We start from the raw sequence: 17,917 nt of genomic DNA on the forward strand, positions 1-17,917 counted from the left end.
ATTTTGTATAATACTGTTTTAAAAAGATCTTTTGTCCATTGCTGATTGGCAACGGATAAAAGATCTTAGAAAATTCAGCACAATAACTTAGGCTAAATAGTTTTTGTAGAATTCTGTGATTTTATCAAAAGGGATAATCTCCATTTGGTCATATAGATCAGTATGTGAAGCACCTGGGATGATCATCAATTCTTTGTTATCACCCTGCAAGTTTTTATAGGCATCTTCACTGAAGTAGCAAGAATGAGCCTTGTCGCCATGAATCATTAAAACAGCATTACGGATTTCGTTGCTGAATTGCAAAATCGGCATGTTCATGAATGACAGGGAAGAAGTTACATTCCAGCCGTCGTTGGAGTTCAGCGAACGGGTGTGGTAGCCGCGATCGGTTTTGTAATAATCAAAGTAATCCTTCACGAAAAATGGCGCGTCTTCAGGTAATGGGTCCACTACGCCGCCGGCTCTAGCGTACTCGCCGTTTTTGAAGTCTTCGATTCTTTGGGCATTCAATGCTTTACGGGTTTCGTAGCGGGCATCTTCATCCATGGCATCAAAGTAACCTTGTGAATTGACCCGGGTCATATCGTACATAGTAGCAGTGACGGTGGCTTTAATTCTAGTGTCAATCGCTGCTGCATTTAGTGCCATGCCGCCCCAGCCGCAAATGCCTAAGATGCCAATTTTTTCAGGATCAACGTTGTCTTGAACCGATAAAAAGTCGACAGCCGCCTGGAAGTCTTCCGTGTTGATATCAGGGGAAGCCACATAACGCGGGGTTCCGCCGCTTTCACCGGTAAATGATGGGTCAAAGGCAATCGTTAGAAAACCTCTTTCGGCTAATGTTTGAGCATAAAGGCCAGATGACTGTTCTTTCACTGCGCCAAAGGGTCCGCTGATAGCAAGCGCTGCTAGTTTTCCTTCCGCCTTTTTTGGTTCGTACAAATCGGCAACTAAGGTAATGCCGTAACGGTTAGTAAAAGATACTTTGCGATGGTTTACTTCGTCACTTTTTGGGAATACTTTATCCCATTCCTGCGTAATTGTTTGTGTGTTTTCCATAATCTCGTCTCCTCTAGGTTAATTGGTTTCTGTTTACATTTTTATACTAGCACCTGAACCTAACTTTAGGTCAAGGGTAATTTGAAAAAAACTTCGACAATCTGTAAATATTAGTCAATCGTGTGAGGATAATAGCAGGATATTGCCAAATTTAAAGAATACTTTCGTGCTATAATAGCGATGAAATAAGACGGCAGAGCGGGATTTCTCTGTCTGGTTTATAGTAAAGAAAAAAGGGAGCGAGTTATTTGGATAAAAAATATTTCTTTTTCGACATTGATGGGACCTTGACTGATCGGAAAACGGGGCAGGTGGTGCCAAGTGCTATAGAAGCACTGAAGCTGCTGCAGGAGAACGGACACTTTGTAGCGATTGCGACGGGTCGTGCCCATTATAAGGCAGTTACTTTTATGGAAGAAATTGGTTTGGAAAACATGGTTTGTGCCGGTGGCGGCGCTTTGGTTTATCAGCATAAGCTTTTGCACAATAATCCATTGGACACTGAAAAAGCGCGGGCAATTGTTCATCAGGCGGAAGATTTAGGCTATGGTTTTTTGTTGATGCTGGATGATTCCATCAAGGTGTGGGCTAAGAATGATCGTTTCCGGGAACAAGTGGGTGAACGGCAGGAAGAAACTGAGTATGTGTTTGATCCAGAGTTGGATGTCGATCAGCTGGATGCGATTTATAAAATCTATCTTTCGATTCCTAAAGAGGAAGAAGACAAGTTAACCTTGAAGGATACATTGGGGAATTTGCGTTTTGTTCCGGAATATTTGATGTTTCAATACGATGATAAATATAGCGGAATTATAGAAATGGTCAAGATGCTGGATGGGGAGTTGGCAGATGTGGTTGTTTTTGGTGATGACACCAATGATCTAGTGATGTTCCATCCCCAATGGACCAGTATTGCAATGGGCAACGGGGCGGAAGTTCTGAAAGAGAAAGCTGATTACGTGACGCAAGCCAATGTGGATGACGGAATTTTTAACGCTTGTCGGAAATTTGGCTGGATATAAAAAGCTTTGGCTGTAAATTATAGGAAGTCAAAAACAGTGTGCCTGATTTTTTGGGCACACTGTTTTTGCTTAGTTTCGGATGCGTTCCACAATGGACTTTCTGGAAATGAAGGTATAGGCGGCTATTGGGCAAGCAACACAGAGCACCAAAGCCAATAGGCAAATCACGAGGCTGGCTTTCCATGGCATAAGAAAATTCATGTGATAGTCGTTGGTGTTATGAAAGACCGCAAAGGCAATCGGAAAGCCTAGGCTTAAGACCAATAGGCTGGAAATTAACCAATAATAGACACCTTCCATAACCACCATTTTCTTTTGTTGGCCTGTTGTCATCCCGATGCTTTCCAGCAGGGCAAACTCTTTTGAACGGGTAAAAATGCTGGTGGTAATCGTGTTGATGAAATTAATCACCGCTAAAGCGATCAAAATCGCAACTAAAACGAGGCCCATCCCTTTGATTTGGGATTCGGAGCGAGCCATGTCTTGATAGACAGCTAGTTTGCTTTCTATATCAATCAGGTCATGGTCCGCCAGTAGTTTTCTTAACTGCTGTTCGGTTTGTTGATGGTAAGAAGTTTGATAATCAATCGTCACGGCATCAATATAGGGGGATTCACCCACTAGTTCGTTAAAATATTGTTGCGAAACATAAATTGTCGGATAAAATCCGCTTAATGGGGAAGAAGGCAACACTGTTGTTGATGTAACTTCACCAATCGTTACTTGCTGTTCATTTTGTGCCAGCTCATAGGTCAGCTGGTGGATTCTTTCGAATTTTTCTTCCAGCATATACAAGGAATTCGCGATCGCCGCTTCTCCACTGAGAAAATCTTCGACAGCTATTTTCAGCTTGCCAGCAGCTTTGGCTTTTTTGAAGGAAGCCTCGTCTATTCCTTTCAGCACCCCTAGAAAGTTTTCCGGACTTTCCGTCATTAATTCTTGGCCTGCTTCCGGAGTGGCCGCCCAAAAAACATCCAGCGCTTCATCAACGTAACTTTGCAAAGCCAAATTTTTCTGGGGATCGACGGATATTGTGGTTGCTGATACCGGATGAATGGCTTTGACTCCTTGGATTGCTGTGAGATCATTCAGTAGCTCGTCCGTAAAAACCTGCTCACCCGGTAGTTCTGTCGTCGTTTTATTGGTCAGGGTCATGTCGTTGACATTCAGTGCAGTCAGTATGCGTTTGCCGTCATTGTTTTGATTATAGCTGCTAACAGTAATAAAGGCGGTCATCCCTAAAAACAAAGAGAGTAAAACTAACAATGCCTGCTTGCGGCTGCGGAAAACGTTGCGCCAAGCCATCAAGTAGGGTTTGCTGCCGTCTTTTTTGTTCAGGAATTTTTTCCGAAACGTCACGCCAGTATAGCGAGTGGCTTCCACGGGAGAAATCTTCGCCGCCTCGTTGGCAGCCGTGATGCTGCTGAAATAAACGGTGGCAAAGGTGAAGCCGGCTGCTAATACGAAAACCAGCGGAAGATTCGTGCTGGTCATTTCGTAGGTTTGATAAGACATAAATTCAATAACTTTGGGCACTAATGCGACTGAAACCAAAGCCCCCAGCAACAGTCCGATGAGAATGCCGACCGTGGATAAACGGATCACTTGTCGATTAATCAGGCTTTTGATTTGTTTTTCCGTGGTGCCGATGGTTTTCAGCAGGCCGTAATAGTGAATGTCATTGCGTATCGAAATGTACAGCACATTGTGAATGACGAGAAAAGAGCAGATGACAATAACCAGACCAATCAGCAGCAAAGCCAGAAGTGATCGAAGGAGAATCGCCGCTCGTTCGGTATCAACGGAGACCCACTGGCGATTCCGCAACTGCAGCTTGTTTTCCAGGTTTTCCAAATCCTTCTCAAAATAAAAAGGGGTGGTTAAGGTAATCAAGGCTCGGGTGCTGCCTAAATCCTCTTGGGGCATACCAAATTCCTGATAATACGGCGCAGAGACAAAGGCTTCCGCTTTATTCGTATAGTCTTGATAAATTCCGGTGATTTTGAAGAGTAAAACTTCCTCCTCGCCACTGTATTGAGCAATTGTCAACGGGATTTCCTTACCGATCAGGTCATCGGGCAGTCCTAGCTTAGTGATCGCTTTTTTCGAAAGCAGCAGTTCGTTTTTTTCCTTTGGATAAGCGCCCTCCATTGCAATGATTGCTGGTGATTTTTGCTGCTGCCAGTAAGTAGTGTCGCCCCACAACAGCTTCACGTCACTGGTTTCATATTCCGAAGAGAGCACAGTCCCTGATGTTGACAACAGGCCGACAGCTTGAATCTTTTCGTCGTTTTTTAAAGTAGTAATTTGCGTTTTTGTTGGCCCGTTAACGGAACCATGGTACTGGGCACCAGACCGAGCAATTTCCCGCTTTTGAACAGACTGGTAATAATTCACCCCGATACTGGTGACCGCAGTTAGAATAAAAGCAACCAAAATCGTCGCTGTCAGCAGCAAGCGATTCCGACCTTTATTAGCTTTGGTCTGTCCTTTGACCAGATCACGTATAACGGCGCGGTTGTCATTTTTAATCATGACGCGCCACCGCCTTTAATCCGGCCATCTTCAATCCGCACAATCCGGTCGGCTAATTGTGCCACGCTCACCTCATGGGTAATCATCACGATCGTTTGCCCAAATTTTTCGCTGCTGGCTTTCAATAAGGCCAAAACGTCCATCGTCGTTTTACTGTCCAGGTTGCCGGTGGGTTCATCGGCAAAAATGATCGCTGGTTTAGTAGCCAGGGCACGGGCAATAGCTACCCGCTGCTGTTGACCGCCGGAAAGATTTTGCGGCATTTCAAACTTTTTATCCGTCAAGTTCAAGGAGAATAAGATGTCATCAATAAAACCTTCGTTCACTTGATTGCCGTCTAAACGAATAGGCAAAGTCACATTTTCATAGACATTTTGCATCGGCAGCAGATTGTAGCTTTGGAAGATAAAGCCGATTTTTCGGCGGCGAAAAATCGTTCGTTCATCCGTTGATAAACGGTAAATATTTTGCTTTTCGATCCAAACTTCGCCAGCAGTTGGAGTGTCTAATCCACCTAATAAATGCAAAAGTGTCGATTTCCCGCTGCCAGAGGTTCCCACAATCGAGACAAATTCACCTTGTTCCACAGTCAACGAGACATCGTCTAGCGCTTTGACTTGGTTTGCTCCGCGGCCATAGTGTTTTTTGAGATTTTTTGCTTGTAAAATAATCATGTTCATCCCTCCCTATGGTTCTACGATAGCAAATCAATCTGTCCACAATCTGTCTCAAATCTTTCACCAGTGACAGATTTTACTTTTTGAAAAACAAAGAGAAGGTATTCCGGTCGCCTTGGGTTTCAACCTTCACCAAACCGCCTTGCAGCTGCATAATTTCTCTCACTAAATAAAGGCCGATTCCTAAACCTTCCGTACCCTGGGTAGCTTCATCACGATAAAAGCGCTGAAAAATCTTGCCATGAACTGCTTCGGAAATCGCTGTCCCTTGATTGGAAACATCAATTCGAATAAAAGATTCAAGTTCTTTGAGACGAACATCAATGACAGAACCTTCATCGCCGTATTTAATGGCATTGTCCAGCAAATTTCCCAAGGCTTCCTTTGACCATTGCTCATCAAAATGACCATAAACTTCTGAAGCCATTTCCGTTTGAATCGTCATCTGTTTTTGGCTGGCCAAATGCTGAAAGGCTTCGACCGATTCCATAATTAAGTCCGAATAGCTGTTTCGTTTAGGCGCAGTCTTAATCAAGTGGTTTTCCAAATAGGAGGTTTTCATTAACTCCTCAATCAAGTGCTTTAATTTTTGCGATTGCTGATTAATGTCATCAATGTATTCGTGAATCTGTTCGGGATCTTCTATTTCTTTCAACAGCTCGCTGAACATAGAAATGTTTGTTATCGGCGTCTTCGTCTGGTGAGCGATATTGGCAATCAGCTCATGAATATTCTGACTTTCGGAAGAGGTGCTTTCAGTAATCAGTTCGCGACTGTCAACAAAGGTCTTCAGTTTTTTGACAATTCGCTCGTCGTAGGAATCAACAAAATTTTCTTGAATCTTTTGACCATCGATGGCCGCATCCAGCAGGCGATCCATCTTGTTTAAGGTTTGCTTAGCCAACCAGTAGCGGTGCAGACCAAAACCAGCGATGGAAACAGCTAAAACCAGCAGCAAAAGATTAATCATAATGCCGCTCCATTCTGTAGCCGATGCCGTAAACAGTCACGATCTTCAAATCGCGGCAGTCGGTTAGCTTGGAACGCAGGCGTTTAATGGCGACGGAAAGGGCATTTTCTTCTACAAACTCTGCCTCCAGCTGCCAAGCTTCATTGGATAAGCTTGCCCGCGTTAAGGTGATTCCCAGATTTTCGAAAAACTTTTGCAGCAGCTTTTGCTCGATTTTACTAAAAGCAATCTCTGTCCCGTTGATCAAAAATTCTTGTTTAGCAAAATCGAAGGTAGAGTTTAGGTAACTAACCCTTTTTTGTCCAACCGTCAACTCTTCATACCGTCTTAATAAGGCTTCCACCCGCGCACGCAAAATAGCTAAACTAAAAGGTTTAGTGACATAATCATCGGCACCGACGGAAAAACCGGAAACGATATCCACTTCTAAATCACGAGCAGTTAGCAGAATAATCGGAAGGCTCAACTGCTGCTTGATTTTTTGACAAAATTCCAGCCCATTGCCATCGGGAAGGTTGATATCTAAAAGCAGCAAATGAAACGCTTCGTCAGCTAAACATTTTTCAGCCCTTTTCAAGGAGTCCACGTTCTTTACTTCGATAGTTGGACTTTGCAGGGAGAGAGCGACTCCTTTAGCCAAAGTCAGATCGTCTTCGACTAACAAAATTTTCTTCATAGGGTACCTCCAATCAGACTTTTCTTCTTATAAGTAATTGTATCATTTTTAGTAAGCGGGAGAAGGGAGATTTTAGGTGAGGGGGAGGCTAAATACGAAGTGATCGAATTTGTCCTTCAAACTTTCTTTAAAACTTTTTCAAAAATTCTCTGAAAATCATCAATGAATGTTCAAGTTTGTTAGTTATGTTATATGTATCCCTAGATCAAATCTTTTTCCCCCTTGAAAAAGCCGTCACGCAAAATTTCGCGTGGCGGCTTTTATAATGGCGCAAAAGCCCAAGCATTAGCGCTTTGGCTCAAAATATAATCGAGACTGTAAGTATTTTGATAGTGATGCTTTTCCGGGGTGTCGTTGGGATCGTAAACAACAATTTGATCACTGGCGATATCCTTTTTAATCACCATAATATGACCCACGCCGGTAAATTCTCCGGGATTCACCGATAGCACCACCGGTTGATTTTGCTGCAGGCGTTCTTGAATGCGCCCCGCATCAAGACCTAGATCTTCATAAGAAAGCTGATAGGTGGCAGCGAAGTCAGGAAAAATCGACCAGGCTGTACCTTGACCGCTGACATAATAACGATCCTGCGACCAGTCGAGAATCTCAGTTGGTAAAACGACTCGTTTTTGATAATAAGACAAAACCATCGCCAAGGAAGTAATTGCACAGCCGTTGGTGGCTATGTCATTGTAATCGGACCCGCTGCCATAAGGCGTCGCCGCCCATTGGGGATCGGTTTGCAGCATTAAAGTCATGTCTTGTCCCCGTTCACTCAAATGACGATTGGCATCATCGGCAAAAGCCGGCGAAACGGTAGGCGAACGTTCACTCAGCGCCCTCAAGGCAAAAATGCAGGCACTGGCAATAATTAAAATGCTCCCCAATAAAATAGGGAGCACGCTCTTTTTTCTCTTCATGAGGTACACCTCCACAATCCTATTAAACCCTAACAGGCAGAAAGTGTCATCCGACTTAAGATGTAGCTTCGTCCATTTCTTCTAACTCCAAGCTCAATTCTTCCCACTCGGCCATCTGAGTTTCCTGATCGGCCTTGTGCTGTTCCAATTCTTGGGTCAATTCCATTAAACGCACGTGATCATTTAAAACATCAGGTTCAACCATCGCTGATTCCAGTTCAGCAATCAACGTATCTAATTTCGCCAAATTTTCTTCGATTGCTTCGACTTTCCGGCGCAAGCTGCGCAACAGCTTCTGGGTTTCCTTGTCTTGATAAAACTTGTTTTTTGGGGGAGGAGCCGCTTCGGCTGATTCTTCAGCTAAGAGCTCGGCCAGTTCTTCTTCTTCTCGTTTCTTCTCTAAATAGTAATCATAGTCGCCTAAGTACAGCTTGCTGCCTTCAGGTGACAGCTCGATCACCTTAGTGGCAATCCGATTGATGAAGTAGCGGTCATGGGACACGAACAGCAGGGTGCCCTCATAATCAATCAGGGCATTCTCCAGCACTTCCTTGTTGTCGATGTCCAGGTGGTTGGTGGGCTCATCGAGAATTAAAAAGTTCTCCCGATCCATCGACAGCTTCGCCAAGGCAACCCGCGCTTTCTCGCCGCCGCTTAATAAAGGAATGGTTTTTTCCACGTCTTCGCCGCTGAATAGGAAACCGCCTAACACTGTGCGGATATCTTTTTCCGGAGTGGTCGGGTGCTCGTCCCACAGCTCGGCTAAAATGGTCTTGTTGCCGCTCAGCTCAGCCTGCGTTTGATCGTAATAGCCGATGGAAACGTTGGTTCCAAGATGCGGTTCACCTTTGATGAACGGAATTTGTCCGATCAAGGACTTCAACAAGGTGGATTTGCCGATCCCGTTTGGTCCGACTAAGGCAATGGAATCCTGACGACGAACATCTAAATTCACTGGTTCCGAAAGGATTTCGTTGTCGTAGCCAATAGCGGCGTCTTCCAATTGCAGCACCACATTGCCAGAAGCTTTTTCCAGGGCAAACATAAAATGGGCTGACTTTTCTTTGCCGTCTGGTCGATCCAAACGATCCATTTTTTCTAGAGCTTTGCGCCGGCTTTGGGCCCGTTTCGTCGTTGATGCCCGGACTAAATTGCGGGCGACAAAGTCTTCTAGTTTGTCAATTTCCGCCTGTTGTTTTTCGTAGGCTTTCCAGTCGCTGGATAATTGCGCCGCTTTTAAATCCAGATAACGGGAATAATTTCCTTTGTAATGAGTCATCTTGCGGCGAGAAATTTCATAAATCTCGTTTACCACTCGGTCTAAAAAGTAGCGGTCATGAGAAACGATCAGCAACGCGCCGGTATAGCCCTGCAAATAATCCTCCAGCCAGGCCAGCGTTTCGATATCCAAGTGGTTGGTGGGCTCATCCAGAATCAAAATATCTGGTCGCACCAACAGCATACGGGCCAAGGCTAAACGAGTCTTTTGACCCCCAGACAAGGTATCAATCGGTTTGTCGTAAAAGCTCTCGTCAAACTTAAAGCCATGCAATACGCTGCGGATTTCATTTTCGTAGCCGTAGCCGTTTGCTTCATTAAAATCATGCTGCAGCTGATCGTATTCCTTCATTAAGGAATCGTAGTTGGGATCTGACTCATCTGCCTGACTGATCTGTTTTTCTACTTCCCGCATCCGTTCTTCCATGGCAATAACGGAAGCAAAGGCTTTTAACATTTCATTCCAGACGGTCTCACAGGAAGCCAGACCGGTATCTTGAGCCAAATAGCCTAAAGTCGCCTGTTTGTTTTTGGTAATTTGACCAGCATCGGGGGGATCAATGCCGGCAATAATTTTCAGTAAGGTTGATTTACCAGCCCCGTTGCGTCCGACTAAACCAATGCGGCCGCGGCTGTTAACCTCTAGATGAATATTTTCGAACAAAGTCTCGGCACCGAAGTAGCGAGCAATTTGATTAGCTTGTAATAATAGCATAGAAATCTTCCTCATATTTTAATCTTCGAACGGTACTAGTCTACCATATTTTTCGCGTTCTGGTGAGGCCTGGACCATCTTTCTTAAAGATTCGTGATTATTTCACAATTATTTGAGCAGAGACGTTGCAATTACTAGCTGATTATTGATATTATAAGGTCTGTAACGACCAACAAGTTTTGTGTAAAGGGGAGATATTGTGAAAGATCAAGCAATACCAAAAGCGACTGTTAAACGATTGCCCTTATACTATCGCTATCTGCGTATTCTAAATACTGCTGGAAAAACAAAAGTTTCTTCAACAGAATTAAGTGATGCAATTCAAGTCGACAGTGCGACAATTCGCCGCGACTTTTCATATTTTGGAGAACTAGGAAAACGTGGGTACGGTTATGACGTAGAAGACTTAATGAACTTCTTCGGAAAAATCCTAAACGACGATCAATTAACCAACGTTGCTTTGGTTGGGGTAGGTAATCTAGGTAGTGCCTTGTTGAAATTCAAATTTCATCAAAGCAACAGTATCCGGGTCAGCTGTGCCTTTGATATCAAAGAAGATATCGTAGGACGCATCGTTGACGGCATTCCAGTTTATCCAATGGACAGCATGGTAGAACAAATCAAACTGCAGCACATCGAGATCGCGATTTTAACGATTCCAGCGCAAGAAGCCCAACAAGTGGTGGACCAATTAGTCAATGCTGGCATCAAAGGAATCTTGAACTTTACCGCTGCTCGTTTATCAGCACCAGACAACGTAATTATCCAAAGTGTTGATTTAACCAATGAATTGCAAACATTGATTTATTTCTTACATCATAATTATGAAGCGCAATAAGCAGGTCGTATGACTTGCTTTTTTTGTTTAGATGTGAAGAAATTATCAAGCGTTTTACGACAATTTTTACAGTGTCCGGCTTCTTCAATTTACAGCCTTTTTTAGACAAAAAAGCACGCCGCAGCGTACTAGTTAAAAAGTTGATCGTAATCAGCCGGTTCATTATCCTGAGGCAGTTTTTCCAGTAATTCCTTAATTTGCTTATGGCCAATAAAGCGCGCTTGGCGCAGAGCTTCCTGTCCACGGTGATAGACCATGACTGCCGGAACCGTCAAGACTTCAAAGTAACTGGCTAATTCAGGCTCCTTGGTAACATCTAAATGGTAATAGGCAATCTGTTGTTTTTCTGCTATTCCTCGCACGCGAGGTTCGTCCACATGACAGATACTTCAATTTTCAGAGGAGATGAATACGACGACATTTGTTTCAGTTTCAATGGCTTTGAGAACTGTTTCCAGTCTATCCATACAAAACACTCCTTTATTTAAAAAGGTAAGGGCTGAACTCGAATAAGTCAATGATTCTGTTTTAGCAGTAATCAGACTTGCTGAAATAAATAATAAGCGTTATACTTTGTAGTGTCCTTTGCGGGTGTAGTTTAGTGGTAAAACCACAGCCTTCCAAGCTGTTGTCGCGAGTTCGATTCTCGTCACCCGCTTAATAAATGTTCGGCCAGCAATTTCAAGTTGCTGGTCTTTTTTTATTGCAAGAACTAGCTGATTTGAGAAAAAGAGCGTAAAATTATAAGAAAACGAAGGGAAGTGGCTGTTGAATGTTCAGAGAAAAAGAAGTATTGAAGCAGGAGAGTTTTTGGTTGGGACTATTAAATTTTGCTTTAGGTTTTATCTTTATTTTTCAAGATGGGCCAATCAGCCGAATTGTCAGCATTCTTTTGTGGTTGAACTTTCTAGCGAATATGATTATTGCTAGTCGTAAAGGCTATAAAGTTTCTTGAGCTTCATCTATCTATATAAAACAGAACAAAGAAACCTGCTGCCCAAATTCGGACAGCAGGTTTCTTCATATATGTAAACTAAAACCAAAGAGGCATCATGAGAGTAGTAACGGCGACGCCATCGTATTTCACAGCTTCGCCTTTTAATTGGTTGTATAAGATGCCGATGGCTTTAGGAAAATCTTGCTGGTGAGTGAGATAATACCAAGAAATACTTTTGCAAAGCTTCGAGGCAACTAGCTGATACTGGCCGTGCTTTTCTAAAAGCGCAGCGTTCTCCAGCAGGATTTCCTGCAATTGGGGCCGGGTTTTGACCGTCGTATCAGAATAAGCGGTGCTGATTTGATCCATCATTTGCTTTGCTTTTTCCGCTTGCTTCATTTTTGCACTCTCCTAAGATTTTTCCTGTACCAAAACGATTCACTTATCATATCAGCAGCCATCAAAAAAATAAACCAATTCGTTTCCATGTGACAAAATTGTTCGTTTGCTGGTTATATCCCAAAGAAACTGAGGATAAATAAGAATAAAGCCGGCAAAATTGAGTTAATGGAATTAAACATCCAGTGAACAATGATCGATCCCCAAATATTTTTGAACAATAGATAGATCACCCCGAAATAAATACCTATCACCATATAAGGAATCGTAGCATACACATTACCGCCAAAATTATTGATATGAATTAAACCAAACAAAATTCCTTGGACGAACAGCATGATCGCGCGAACCAATCGATTGGTAAATTTTCCTAGCAATAGATAACGGAAAGTCAGTTCTTCAGCAAATGGTGCAATAAAGGGTGTGATGGCTGCCAAAAGCATCCAACCAGCCGAAAGCTGAGCGCCGCCGCTGTCAGTTCCGTTACTTTCAACCGTTAACAGGTGTGCCGGAATGATGCCGCGAACCAGCTGCAAGAGCATGAACGCCCCAACCACCAGCACCATACTGATCAATAAGCGCCAAAACAGCTTATGCCGATATAGCTGCCATTGGGCCTTCAACAAGTCTTTGAATAAGTAAATCATCACCGCAAAGCCGGTTACAAAGATAAAGGTTGATAAAATCAGTCCTAATTTTGGATTATTTTCAATCGGCAGCAGTGGCAGCAGATATTGCCCGATAATAAATTCGATGGGTATAACCAATAGGCCCCACCATTGTCGTTTATTTGATTGTTCCATTTTTTCCACCTCGTTTCTTTCATGGTAGATATTTTTAAAAGATAAGTAAAGTCATATGCAATTGGTAATTTTTGAAAAAAAGATAATTTGATGAAACTTCTTTGGTATACTTAAACCAAAGGGGTCGATTAACAGTGGCGGATTATCAAATGCAAAAGACAATCGGAACGTTTTTTCGCAGTAAAACGGACAAACTAAGGGGAACTGTCCGCATATTAGGCAGCTGGTACGATTATAAAGTCGTAGATGGTCAGCCTGAAGCGGGCAGTATGTTAGAGGTGACTGATTTTACGAGTCGTGAGTTATTGGTTGTGGTTAACAATGAGAAAACAGAAAGTGAAGTGAATTATATTGATAATTTTTAATATCATCTTATTCGTATTTTTAGCGATTATTGTCTTGTTTGTCCTTTCAAGAATGGTCGTTATTGTTCAACAAGGGGAAGTTAAAGTAGTAGAAAGCTTCGGGAAGTACGATCGGACCCTGGACCCGGGCTTGCATTTCTTGATCCCGATATTGTATCATGTACGTCGCCGTGTTTCTTTGAAGCAGACCCCGATTCAAATCGATCCGCAAAGTGTGATTACGCGGGACAACGTAATTGTTGAAATTGATGAAGCGATCAAATATCATGTAACTGAGGCGCGAGCTTTCGTTTATGACAATGAAGACTCGGTGACTTCGATGATTCAAGATTGCCAATCAAACTTACGTGGGATTATCGGTAAAATGGAACTAAATGAAGTATTGAATGGTACGGAAGAAATCAACTTAAGTCTCTACGAAAGTGTGAAAGATATCACAGCCGGTTATGGCTTATGCATTGACCGCATCAACATTGGTGAAATTTCCGTTTCCGATGAGATTATTAATTCCATGAACAAATTGATTACCGCCAGTCGTGACAAGGAATCCTTGATCACGATCTCTGAAGGTAAAAAGCAATCGGTTATTTTGGAATCAGAAGCCAAGGCCTCTGAAATGCAAATTGATGCCGAAGCCCGGGCAAAACAAACCAAAATCGATGCGCAAGCGCGAGCAGAGCGGACTAAAATGGACGCGATTGCTGAGGCAGAAAGAATCAAGCTGATCACTGATGCAGAAAAAATGCGCATCAAGGAAATCAACCAGGCGATCTCTGAAAGTGGTTTGACCCAAGAAATGATTGCCTACCTGGGAATCGAAGCCTTTAAACATGTTGTCGAAAACAACAGCAATACGGTCATTATGCCTAGTAATTTAACCGAGTTGGGGAACGTGCCGGCCATCAAAGAAATTTGGCAAAAAACCAAGTAGGAGTTGAAGCACCATCGCAAAGAAACGCAAGAAACAGACTCCTGTAACGATCCTATCTAGTATCGTCATTCTGATCGCCGCTTTGTACGGCTTGTATACACAGGAATTTTTTGAAGATAATTCGGTAAAAAATGTCGAAGTCAGCCAGCTGGCAGAAATTCCGGCTTATGACGGGGAACATCAAGTCGTTCAGCTGAACCACAATCAACCAGATTTTACGCAAGAAGATTTGGCGATGGCAGTGGGGACCCATTTTTCTGATTTAGACAGTTTGAACCGCGTCGGACCAGCCGACGGTATGCTGCACAAGAGTTTGTTTCCCACGGAGGAACGGGAGCGCTTGTATATCAAGCCGACTGGCTGGCAGCAAAAATTCTATCAAGATCAGCCTTTGTATAATCGGGCGCATTTGATTGCTTTTCGTTTAACTGGTGAAAACAATAATTTGAAGAATTTAATGACGTCAACTAGGAGTCTGAATACGCCTGGGATGACCACCTATGAAAATCAGGTAGCCGAGTATCTAAAGGAAACCGGCAACCACGTGCGTTATCGGGTCGCTCCTTATTTTGAAGGGGAGGAACTGGTGGCACGGGGTGTTCAAATGGAGGCTCAGAGCATTGAAGATGATGAAGTTTCTTTTAACGTATTCATCTATAATATTCAAGAAGGCGTAACGATTGATTATCAAACGGGACGTTCACAAAAAAGCGAGTAGGCGAACTGCTCGCTTTTTTGCTGCATCGATATCCAGCCTTACGAAGCCTTTCTTGCAACAAAAAAAGCCAAGGCACAGGGCCTCAGCTTTAATCAGTTTATCCTTTTAGTGAACCTTTGTTTTCCATTACTTCATCAATCAAGCCGTAAGCTTTTGCTTCTTCGGCGGTCATGAAGTTGTCGCGGTCTGTATCTTTTTCGATCACTTCGATCGGTTGACCAGTACGTTCAGCTAAGATGTTGTTCAAGCGTTCGCGAGTTTTCAAGATGTGACGCGCCGCAATTTCGATTTCAGTAGCTTGTCCTTGTGCGCCGCCAAGTGGTTGGTGAATCATGATCTCAGCATTTGGCAAGGCAAAACGTTTGCCTTTTGCACCAGCAGTCAATAGGAAGCTTCCCATTGATGCAGCCATACCTAAAACGATGGTTTGAACATCAGCTTTAACGAAATTCATGGTATCGAAAATTGCTAAACCTGCAGATACGCTGCCTCCTGGAGAGTTGATGTAAAGGTAAATGTCTTTTTCAGAATCTTGGGCATCCAAGAAAAGTAGTTGGGCAATAATTGAGTTTGCCATATCATCGTTTACTTGTCCGCTTAACATGATGATGCGGTCTTTTAATAGACGTGAGTAAATGTCATAGGCCCGTTCTCCGCGGGATGATTGTTCGATAACTGTAGGGACTAAATTCATAATGAATCCTCCTTGTATTAAGTAGTCATATAGTAGTTTAGCACACTCAGGAGCTAAATCCTAAAAAAAAGTATACACTAAAGGTCAGTTTTGGTCAAATACTTTAGATTTGTTTTTTTGACGTTGGAATGCTATCCCAGATCGTAGGAAATGTGTTACTATTATTTACGCACAAACAATGAGGGGGAACGAAATGAAAACAGCACTAATCGGCTTATTAGGCGTCTTAGTCGGAGCAATTATCGTTGGTGTTGCTGTCGTTATTATTTTCAAATATTTTGAAAGAAAAGACAATCGCACACGAGATCTGGAGCACCGGGCAAAAGAGATTGAAACCTTAAATCTGTTAAATAAAAAAATAAATGAAGTATTAGGCAAACGCAATGTATTAATGGAGGATTATGTCCGCTTTAATGCCTTTGATGATTGTTATATTACCATTGATGACTACATTTATCTGCATTCCTTTGCGGCACAAAATAATTCTTACCTGCCTAATTATTTAATTGAGGAATTCTTCAAAAACATTTCTCAACGTAAAGTTATTCTATCGCCAGAAGAAACGGTAAGAATGGGCGGCTATACCTACAAGGGCGGCCGTGTAGTCATGGAATCTTTTTCAGAGAATTTATTAGTGATTATTAACGAGAAAAAGTCACAGTTGAGTAAATTGACGAATAAACCGCTCCATTATTTTGATGTAAAGTAAGAGGTGAAAACGCGTGACCTTAATTATCGCCCACCGCGGAAGCAGCGGAACCCATCCGGAAAATACTCTGCCGGCTTTTGCCGAAGCAGTACGAGCAGGTGCAGATTGTATTGAACTGGATGTTCATTTTACCAAAGACAAGCATTTAGTAGTTATTCACGATGAAAGTGTCGAACGAACAACCAACGGCAAAGGACTAGTTCGCGATCTAACCTTAGAGGAGATCAAAGAGTTAGATGCCGGCAGCTGGTTTGCCCCTAAATATAAAGCCACCAAAATTTCCACCTTGCAGGAGGTTTTGAACCTGCTGCTGCAAATGCAATATCGCGGCATATTGAATATTGAATTGAAAACTGATAAATACCATTATCCCGAGATTGAAGCCGCAGTGTCTGAAGTCGTGCTGAGCCGCGACTGGCCGTTTAGCCACTGGTATTCCAGCTTCAATTTGGAGTCATTACGAATCATGCATGAACTTGAACCGGAAGCACAGCTGGACTTGGTTCTAAAAAAATCGCGGGCAACAGTTGAGGCGGCCTTAGAGCTGGAGTTCATTGAAGGCATTCATCCTAGCCATAACTGGTTGCAGGAAAACCTAGAACTGGTGAAAACCTATCCAAAGCCGATCCGGCCCTGGTCGGTGAATTTGTATCTATCGATGATCGAATGCATGAATCTAAAAGTAGACGGGATGTTTACCGATTTTCCGGAAAAGGCAAATCGAGTGAAAAGCAGGCTGAGACGATGAAAAAAGTAGTCGCAATTGTAGGTCCCACAGCCGTAGGTAAAACCAGCTTGAGTGTTCAGCTGGCCAAGCGTTTCAATGGTGAAATCATCAGCGGCGATTCGATGCAGGTCTATCGTACATTGGATATTGGCACCGCTAAAGTCACGACTGAAGAGATGGAAGGGATTCCTCATCATTTGATTGATGTCCGGGATATTACCGAAAGCTATTCGGCCGCCGATTTCCAAGCGACGGCTCGCCAAGTAATCGACGAAATTTATGCCCGCGGCAAATTGCCGATTATCGCTGGCGGAACCGGGTTGTACATCCAATCCTTGCTGTGGGACTACAAGCTGGGCAGTGAGAATCAACAAGAAGATCCTGGTTTGCGGTCAAAGTATGCTGCCTTTGCTGAAGAGAATGGGAAGCAGGCCCTTTGGGAAAAACTTTTAGCTGTCGATCCTTTAGCAGCTGAAAAAATTCATTTTAATAATGTAAAAAAGATTATTCGTGCGTTGGAGGTCTATCAACTGACGGGGCGTTCGATTTTAACACCGAAGGAAACGCCGGAGCTGTTGTACGATGCTTATTTGGTGGGTTTGGATACTGACCGTGAGCTGTTGTATCAGCGGATTAATCAACGGGTAGATATAATGATGAAGCAAGGGGTGCTGGAGGAAGCGAAACGGTTGTTTGACTTCAGAGACCAGCAAGCGGCTCAAGGGATCGGCTACAAAGAGTTTTTCCCCTATTTTGAAGGAAAGATTTCTTTAGAGCAGGCGATTGAAGACGTGAAGCAGCAGTCTCGCCGTTATGCCAAGCGCCAATTAACCTGGTTCCGCAATCGGATGCCGGTTCATTGGTTTAATCTAGTGCAGCACCCAGAAGAAGTGTCGCAAATCGAGTCAGCCATCACCGCATGGCTTAAGGAGGGATAAGTT

20 protein-coding genes and 1 tRNA gene are annotated in these 17,917 nt (G+C 43.2%); 10 read left to right on the forward strand and 11 right to left on the reverse strand.

Features of this window, described 5'->3' with window-relative positions:
- Positions 1-87: 87 nt before the first annotated feature.
- Complete coding sequence (locus tag JZO70_RS19745) at positions 88-1,059, reverse strand: alpha/beta hydrolase (protein ID WP_207675414.1); 972 nt, start codon at positions 1,057-1,059, stop codon at positions 88-90.
- A 248-nt stretch (positions 1,060-1,307) separates the two neighbouring features.
- Here JZO70_RS19745 and JZO70_RS19750 point away from each other — a divergent pair, with 248 nt between their 5' ends.
- Positions 1,308-2,081 (forward strand): HAD family hydrolase, encoded by a 774-nt coding sequence (locus JZO70_RS19750; protein ID WP_207675415.1) that lies wholly within the window; start codon positions 1,308-1,310, stop codon positions 2,079-2,081.
- A gap of 69 nt (positions 2,082-2,150) precedes the next feature.
- On the opposite strand, the gene JZO70_RS19755 is transcribed toward JZO70_RS19750, so the two are convergent.
- From JZO70_RS19755 to JZO70_RS19780, 6 genes are all read right to left on the reverse strand, one after another.
- A complete protein-coding gene (locus JZO70_RS19755; RefSeq protein WP_207675416.1) occupies positions 2,151-4,616 on the reverse strand; it encodes an ABC transporter permease in 2,466 nt (821 codons plus the stop codon).
- Positions 4,613-5,290, reverse strand: coding sequence for an ABC transporter ATP-binding protein (locus tag JZO70_RS19760; protein WP_207675417.1), 678 nt, complete (start codon positions 5,288-5,290; stop codon positions 4,613-4,615). The genes JZO70_RS19755 and JZO70_RS19760 overlap by 4 nt, the downstream gene beginning before the upstream one ends.
- Before the next feature lie 79 nt (positions 5,291-5,369).
- Positions 5,370-6,263, reverse strand: coding sequence for a sensor histidine kinase (locus JZO70_RS19765; protein ID WP_207675418.1), 894 nt, complete (start codon positions 6,261-6,263; stop codon positions 5,370-5,372).
- Complete coding sequence (locus JZO70_RS19770) at positions 6,256-6,939, reverse strand: response regulator transcription factor (protein ID WP_207675419.1); 684 nt, start codon at positions 6,937-6,939, stop codon at positions 6,256-6,258. The genes JZO70_RS19765 and JZO70_RS19770 overlap by 8 nt, the downstream gene beginning before the upstream one ends.
- 260 nt (positions 6,940-7,199) lie before the next feature.
- Positions 7,200-7,862 carry a C39 family peptidase gene (locus JZO70_RS19775; RefSeq protein WP_207675420.1) on the reverse strand — a complete coding sequence of 221 codons (663 nt, stop codon included), beginning with the start codon at positions 7,860-7,862 and terminating at the stop codon, positions 7,200-7,202.
- Positions 7,863-7,917: 55 nt separating this feature from the next.
- Positions 7,918-9,855 carry an ABC-F family ATP-binding cassette domain-containing protein gene (locus tag JZO70_RS19780; protein ID WP_207675421.1) on the reverse strand — a complete coding sequence of 646 codons (1,938 nt, stop codon included), beginning with the start codon at positions 9,853-9,855 and terminating at the stop codon, positions 7,918-7,920.
- 199 nt (positions 9,856-10,054) lie between these two features.
- On the opposite strand from JZO70_RS19780, the gene JZO70_RS19785 reads away from it, so the two are divergent.
- Positions 10,055-10,693 carry a redox-sensing transcriptional repressor Rex gene (locus JZO70_RS19785; protein WP_207675422.1) on the forward strand — a complete coding sequence of 213 codons (639 nt, stop codon included), beginning with the start codon at positions 10,055-10,057 and terminating at the stop codon, positions 10,691-10,693.
- A gap of 128 nt (positions 10,694-10,821) precedes the next feature.
- On the opposite strand, the gene JZO70_RS22490 is transcribed toward JZO70_RS19785, so the two are convergent.
- On the reverse strand, positions 10,822-11,070 hold the full coding sequence (locus JZO70_RS22490; RefSeq protein ID WP_347565210.1) for a thioredoxin family protein: 249 nt from the start codon (positions 11,068-11,070) through the stop codon (positions 10,822-10,824).
- A 210-nt stretch (positions 11,071-11,280) separates the two neighbouring features.
- On the opposite strand from JZO70_RS22490, the gene JZO70_RS19795 reads away from it, so the two are divergent.
- Positions 11,281-11,351, forward strand: a tRNA-Gly gene (locus JZO70_RS19795).
- Positions 11,352-11,465: 114 nt separating this feature from the next.
- Positions 11,466-11,648, forward strand: coding sequence for a hypothetical protein (locus tag JZO70_RS19800; protein WP_207675423.1), 183 nt, complete (start codon positions 11,466-11,468; stop codon positions 11,646-11,648).
- A 78-nt stretch (positions 11,649-11,726) separates the two neighbouring features.
- Here the strand turns inward: JZO70_RS19800 and JZO70_RS19805 are convergent, their stop codons facing one another.
- Positions 11,727-12,029 carry a bacteriocin immunity protein gene (locus JZO70_RS19805; RefSeq protein ID WP_207675424.1) on the reverse strand — a complete coding sequence of 101 codons (303 nt, stop codon included), beginning with the start codon at positions 12,027-12,029 and terminating at the stop codon, positions 11,727-11,729.
- A 113-nt stretch (positions 12,030-12,142) separates the two neighbouring features.
- Positions 12,143-12,832 (reverse strand): CPBP family intramembrane glutamic endopeptidase, encoded by a 690-nt coding sequence (locus JZO70_RS19810; RefSeq protein WP_207675425.1) that lies wholly within the window; start codon positions 12,830-12,832, stop codon positions 12,143-12,145.
- Positions 12,833-12,966: 134 nt separating this feature from the next.
- On the opposite strand from JZO70_RS19810, the gene JZO70_RS19815 reads away from it, so the two are divergent.
- The 3 genes from JZO70_RS19815 to JZO70_RS19825 all read left to right on the forward strand — a co-directional run bounded on the left by JZO70_RS19815 (position 12,967) and on the right by JZO70_RS19825 (position 14,846).
- Entirely contained in the window at positions 12,967-13,197 is a 231-nt protein-coding gene (locus JZO70_RS19815; protein ID WP_347565211.1) for a hypothetical protein, read from the forward strand.
- Positions 13,184-14,128 (forward strand): SPFH domain-containing protein, encoded by a 945-nt coding sequence (locus tag JZO70_RS19820; RefSeq protein WP_207675426.1) that lies wholly within the window; start codon positions 13,184-13,186, stop codon positions 14,126-14,128. The genes JZO70_RS19815 and JZO70_RS19820 overlap by 14 nt, the downstream gene beginning before the upstream one ends.
- A 73-nt stretch (positions 14,129-14,201) precedes the next feature.
- Positions 14,202-14,846 carry a DNA/RNA non-specific endonuclease gene (locus tag JZO70_RS19825; RefSeq protein WP_430748906.1) on the forward strand — a complete coding sequence of 215 codons (645 nt, stop codon included), beginning with the start codon at positions 14,202-14,204 and terminating at the stop codon, positions 14,844-14,846.
- A gap of 97 nt (positions 14,847-14,943) precedes the next feature.
- Here JZO70_RS19825 and clpP read toward each other — a convergent pair whose 3' ends face one another.
- Positions 14,944-15,540 carry an ATP-dependent Clp endopeptidase proteolytic subunit ClpP gene (clpP, locus tag JZO70_RS19830; RefSeq protein WP_207675427.1) on the reverse strand — a complete coding sequence of 199 codons (597 nt, stop codon included), beginning with the start codon at positions 15,538-15,540 and terminating at the stop codon, positions 14,944-14,946.
- A 193-nt stretch (positions 15,541-15,733) separates the two neighbouring features.
- Here clpP and JZO70_RS19835 point away from each other — a divergent pair, with 193 nt between their 5' ends.
- From JZO70_RS19835 to miaA, 3 genes are read left to right on the forward strand one after another with little or no spacing between them, the layout of a single operon-like run.
- Positions 15,734-16,249: a hypothetical protein gene (locus JZO70_RS19835; protein WP_207675428.1), complete on the forward strand. Its 516-nt coding sequence runs from the start codon at positions 15,734-15,736 to the stop codon at positions 16,247-16,249.
- Positions 16,250-16,262: 13 nt separating this feature from the next.
- On the forward strand, positions 16,263-16,997 hold the full coding sequence (locus JZO70_RS19840; protein ID WP_207675429.1) for a glycerophosphodiester phosphodiesterase family protein: 735 nt from the start codon (positions 16,263-16,265) through the stop codon (positions 16,995-16,997).
- On the forward strand, positions 16,994-17,914 hold the full coding sequence (gene miaA, locus JZO70_RS19845) for a tRNA (adenosine(37)-N6)-dimethylallyltransferase MiaA (protein ID WP_207675430.1): 921 nt from the start codon (positions 16,994-16,996) through the stop codon (positions 17,912-17,914). The genes JZO70_RS19840 and miaA overlap by 4 nt, the downstream gene beginning before the upstream one ends.
- Positions 17,915-17,917 lie beyond the last annotated feature (3 nt).

This window comes from Candidatus Enterococcus moelleringii, from assembly GCF_017377575.1.
GTDB classification, from domain to species: domain Bacteria; phylum Bacillota; class Bacilli; order Lactobacillales; family Enterococcaceae; genus Enterococcus_A; species Enterococcus_A moelleringii.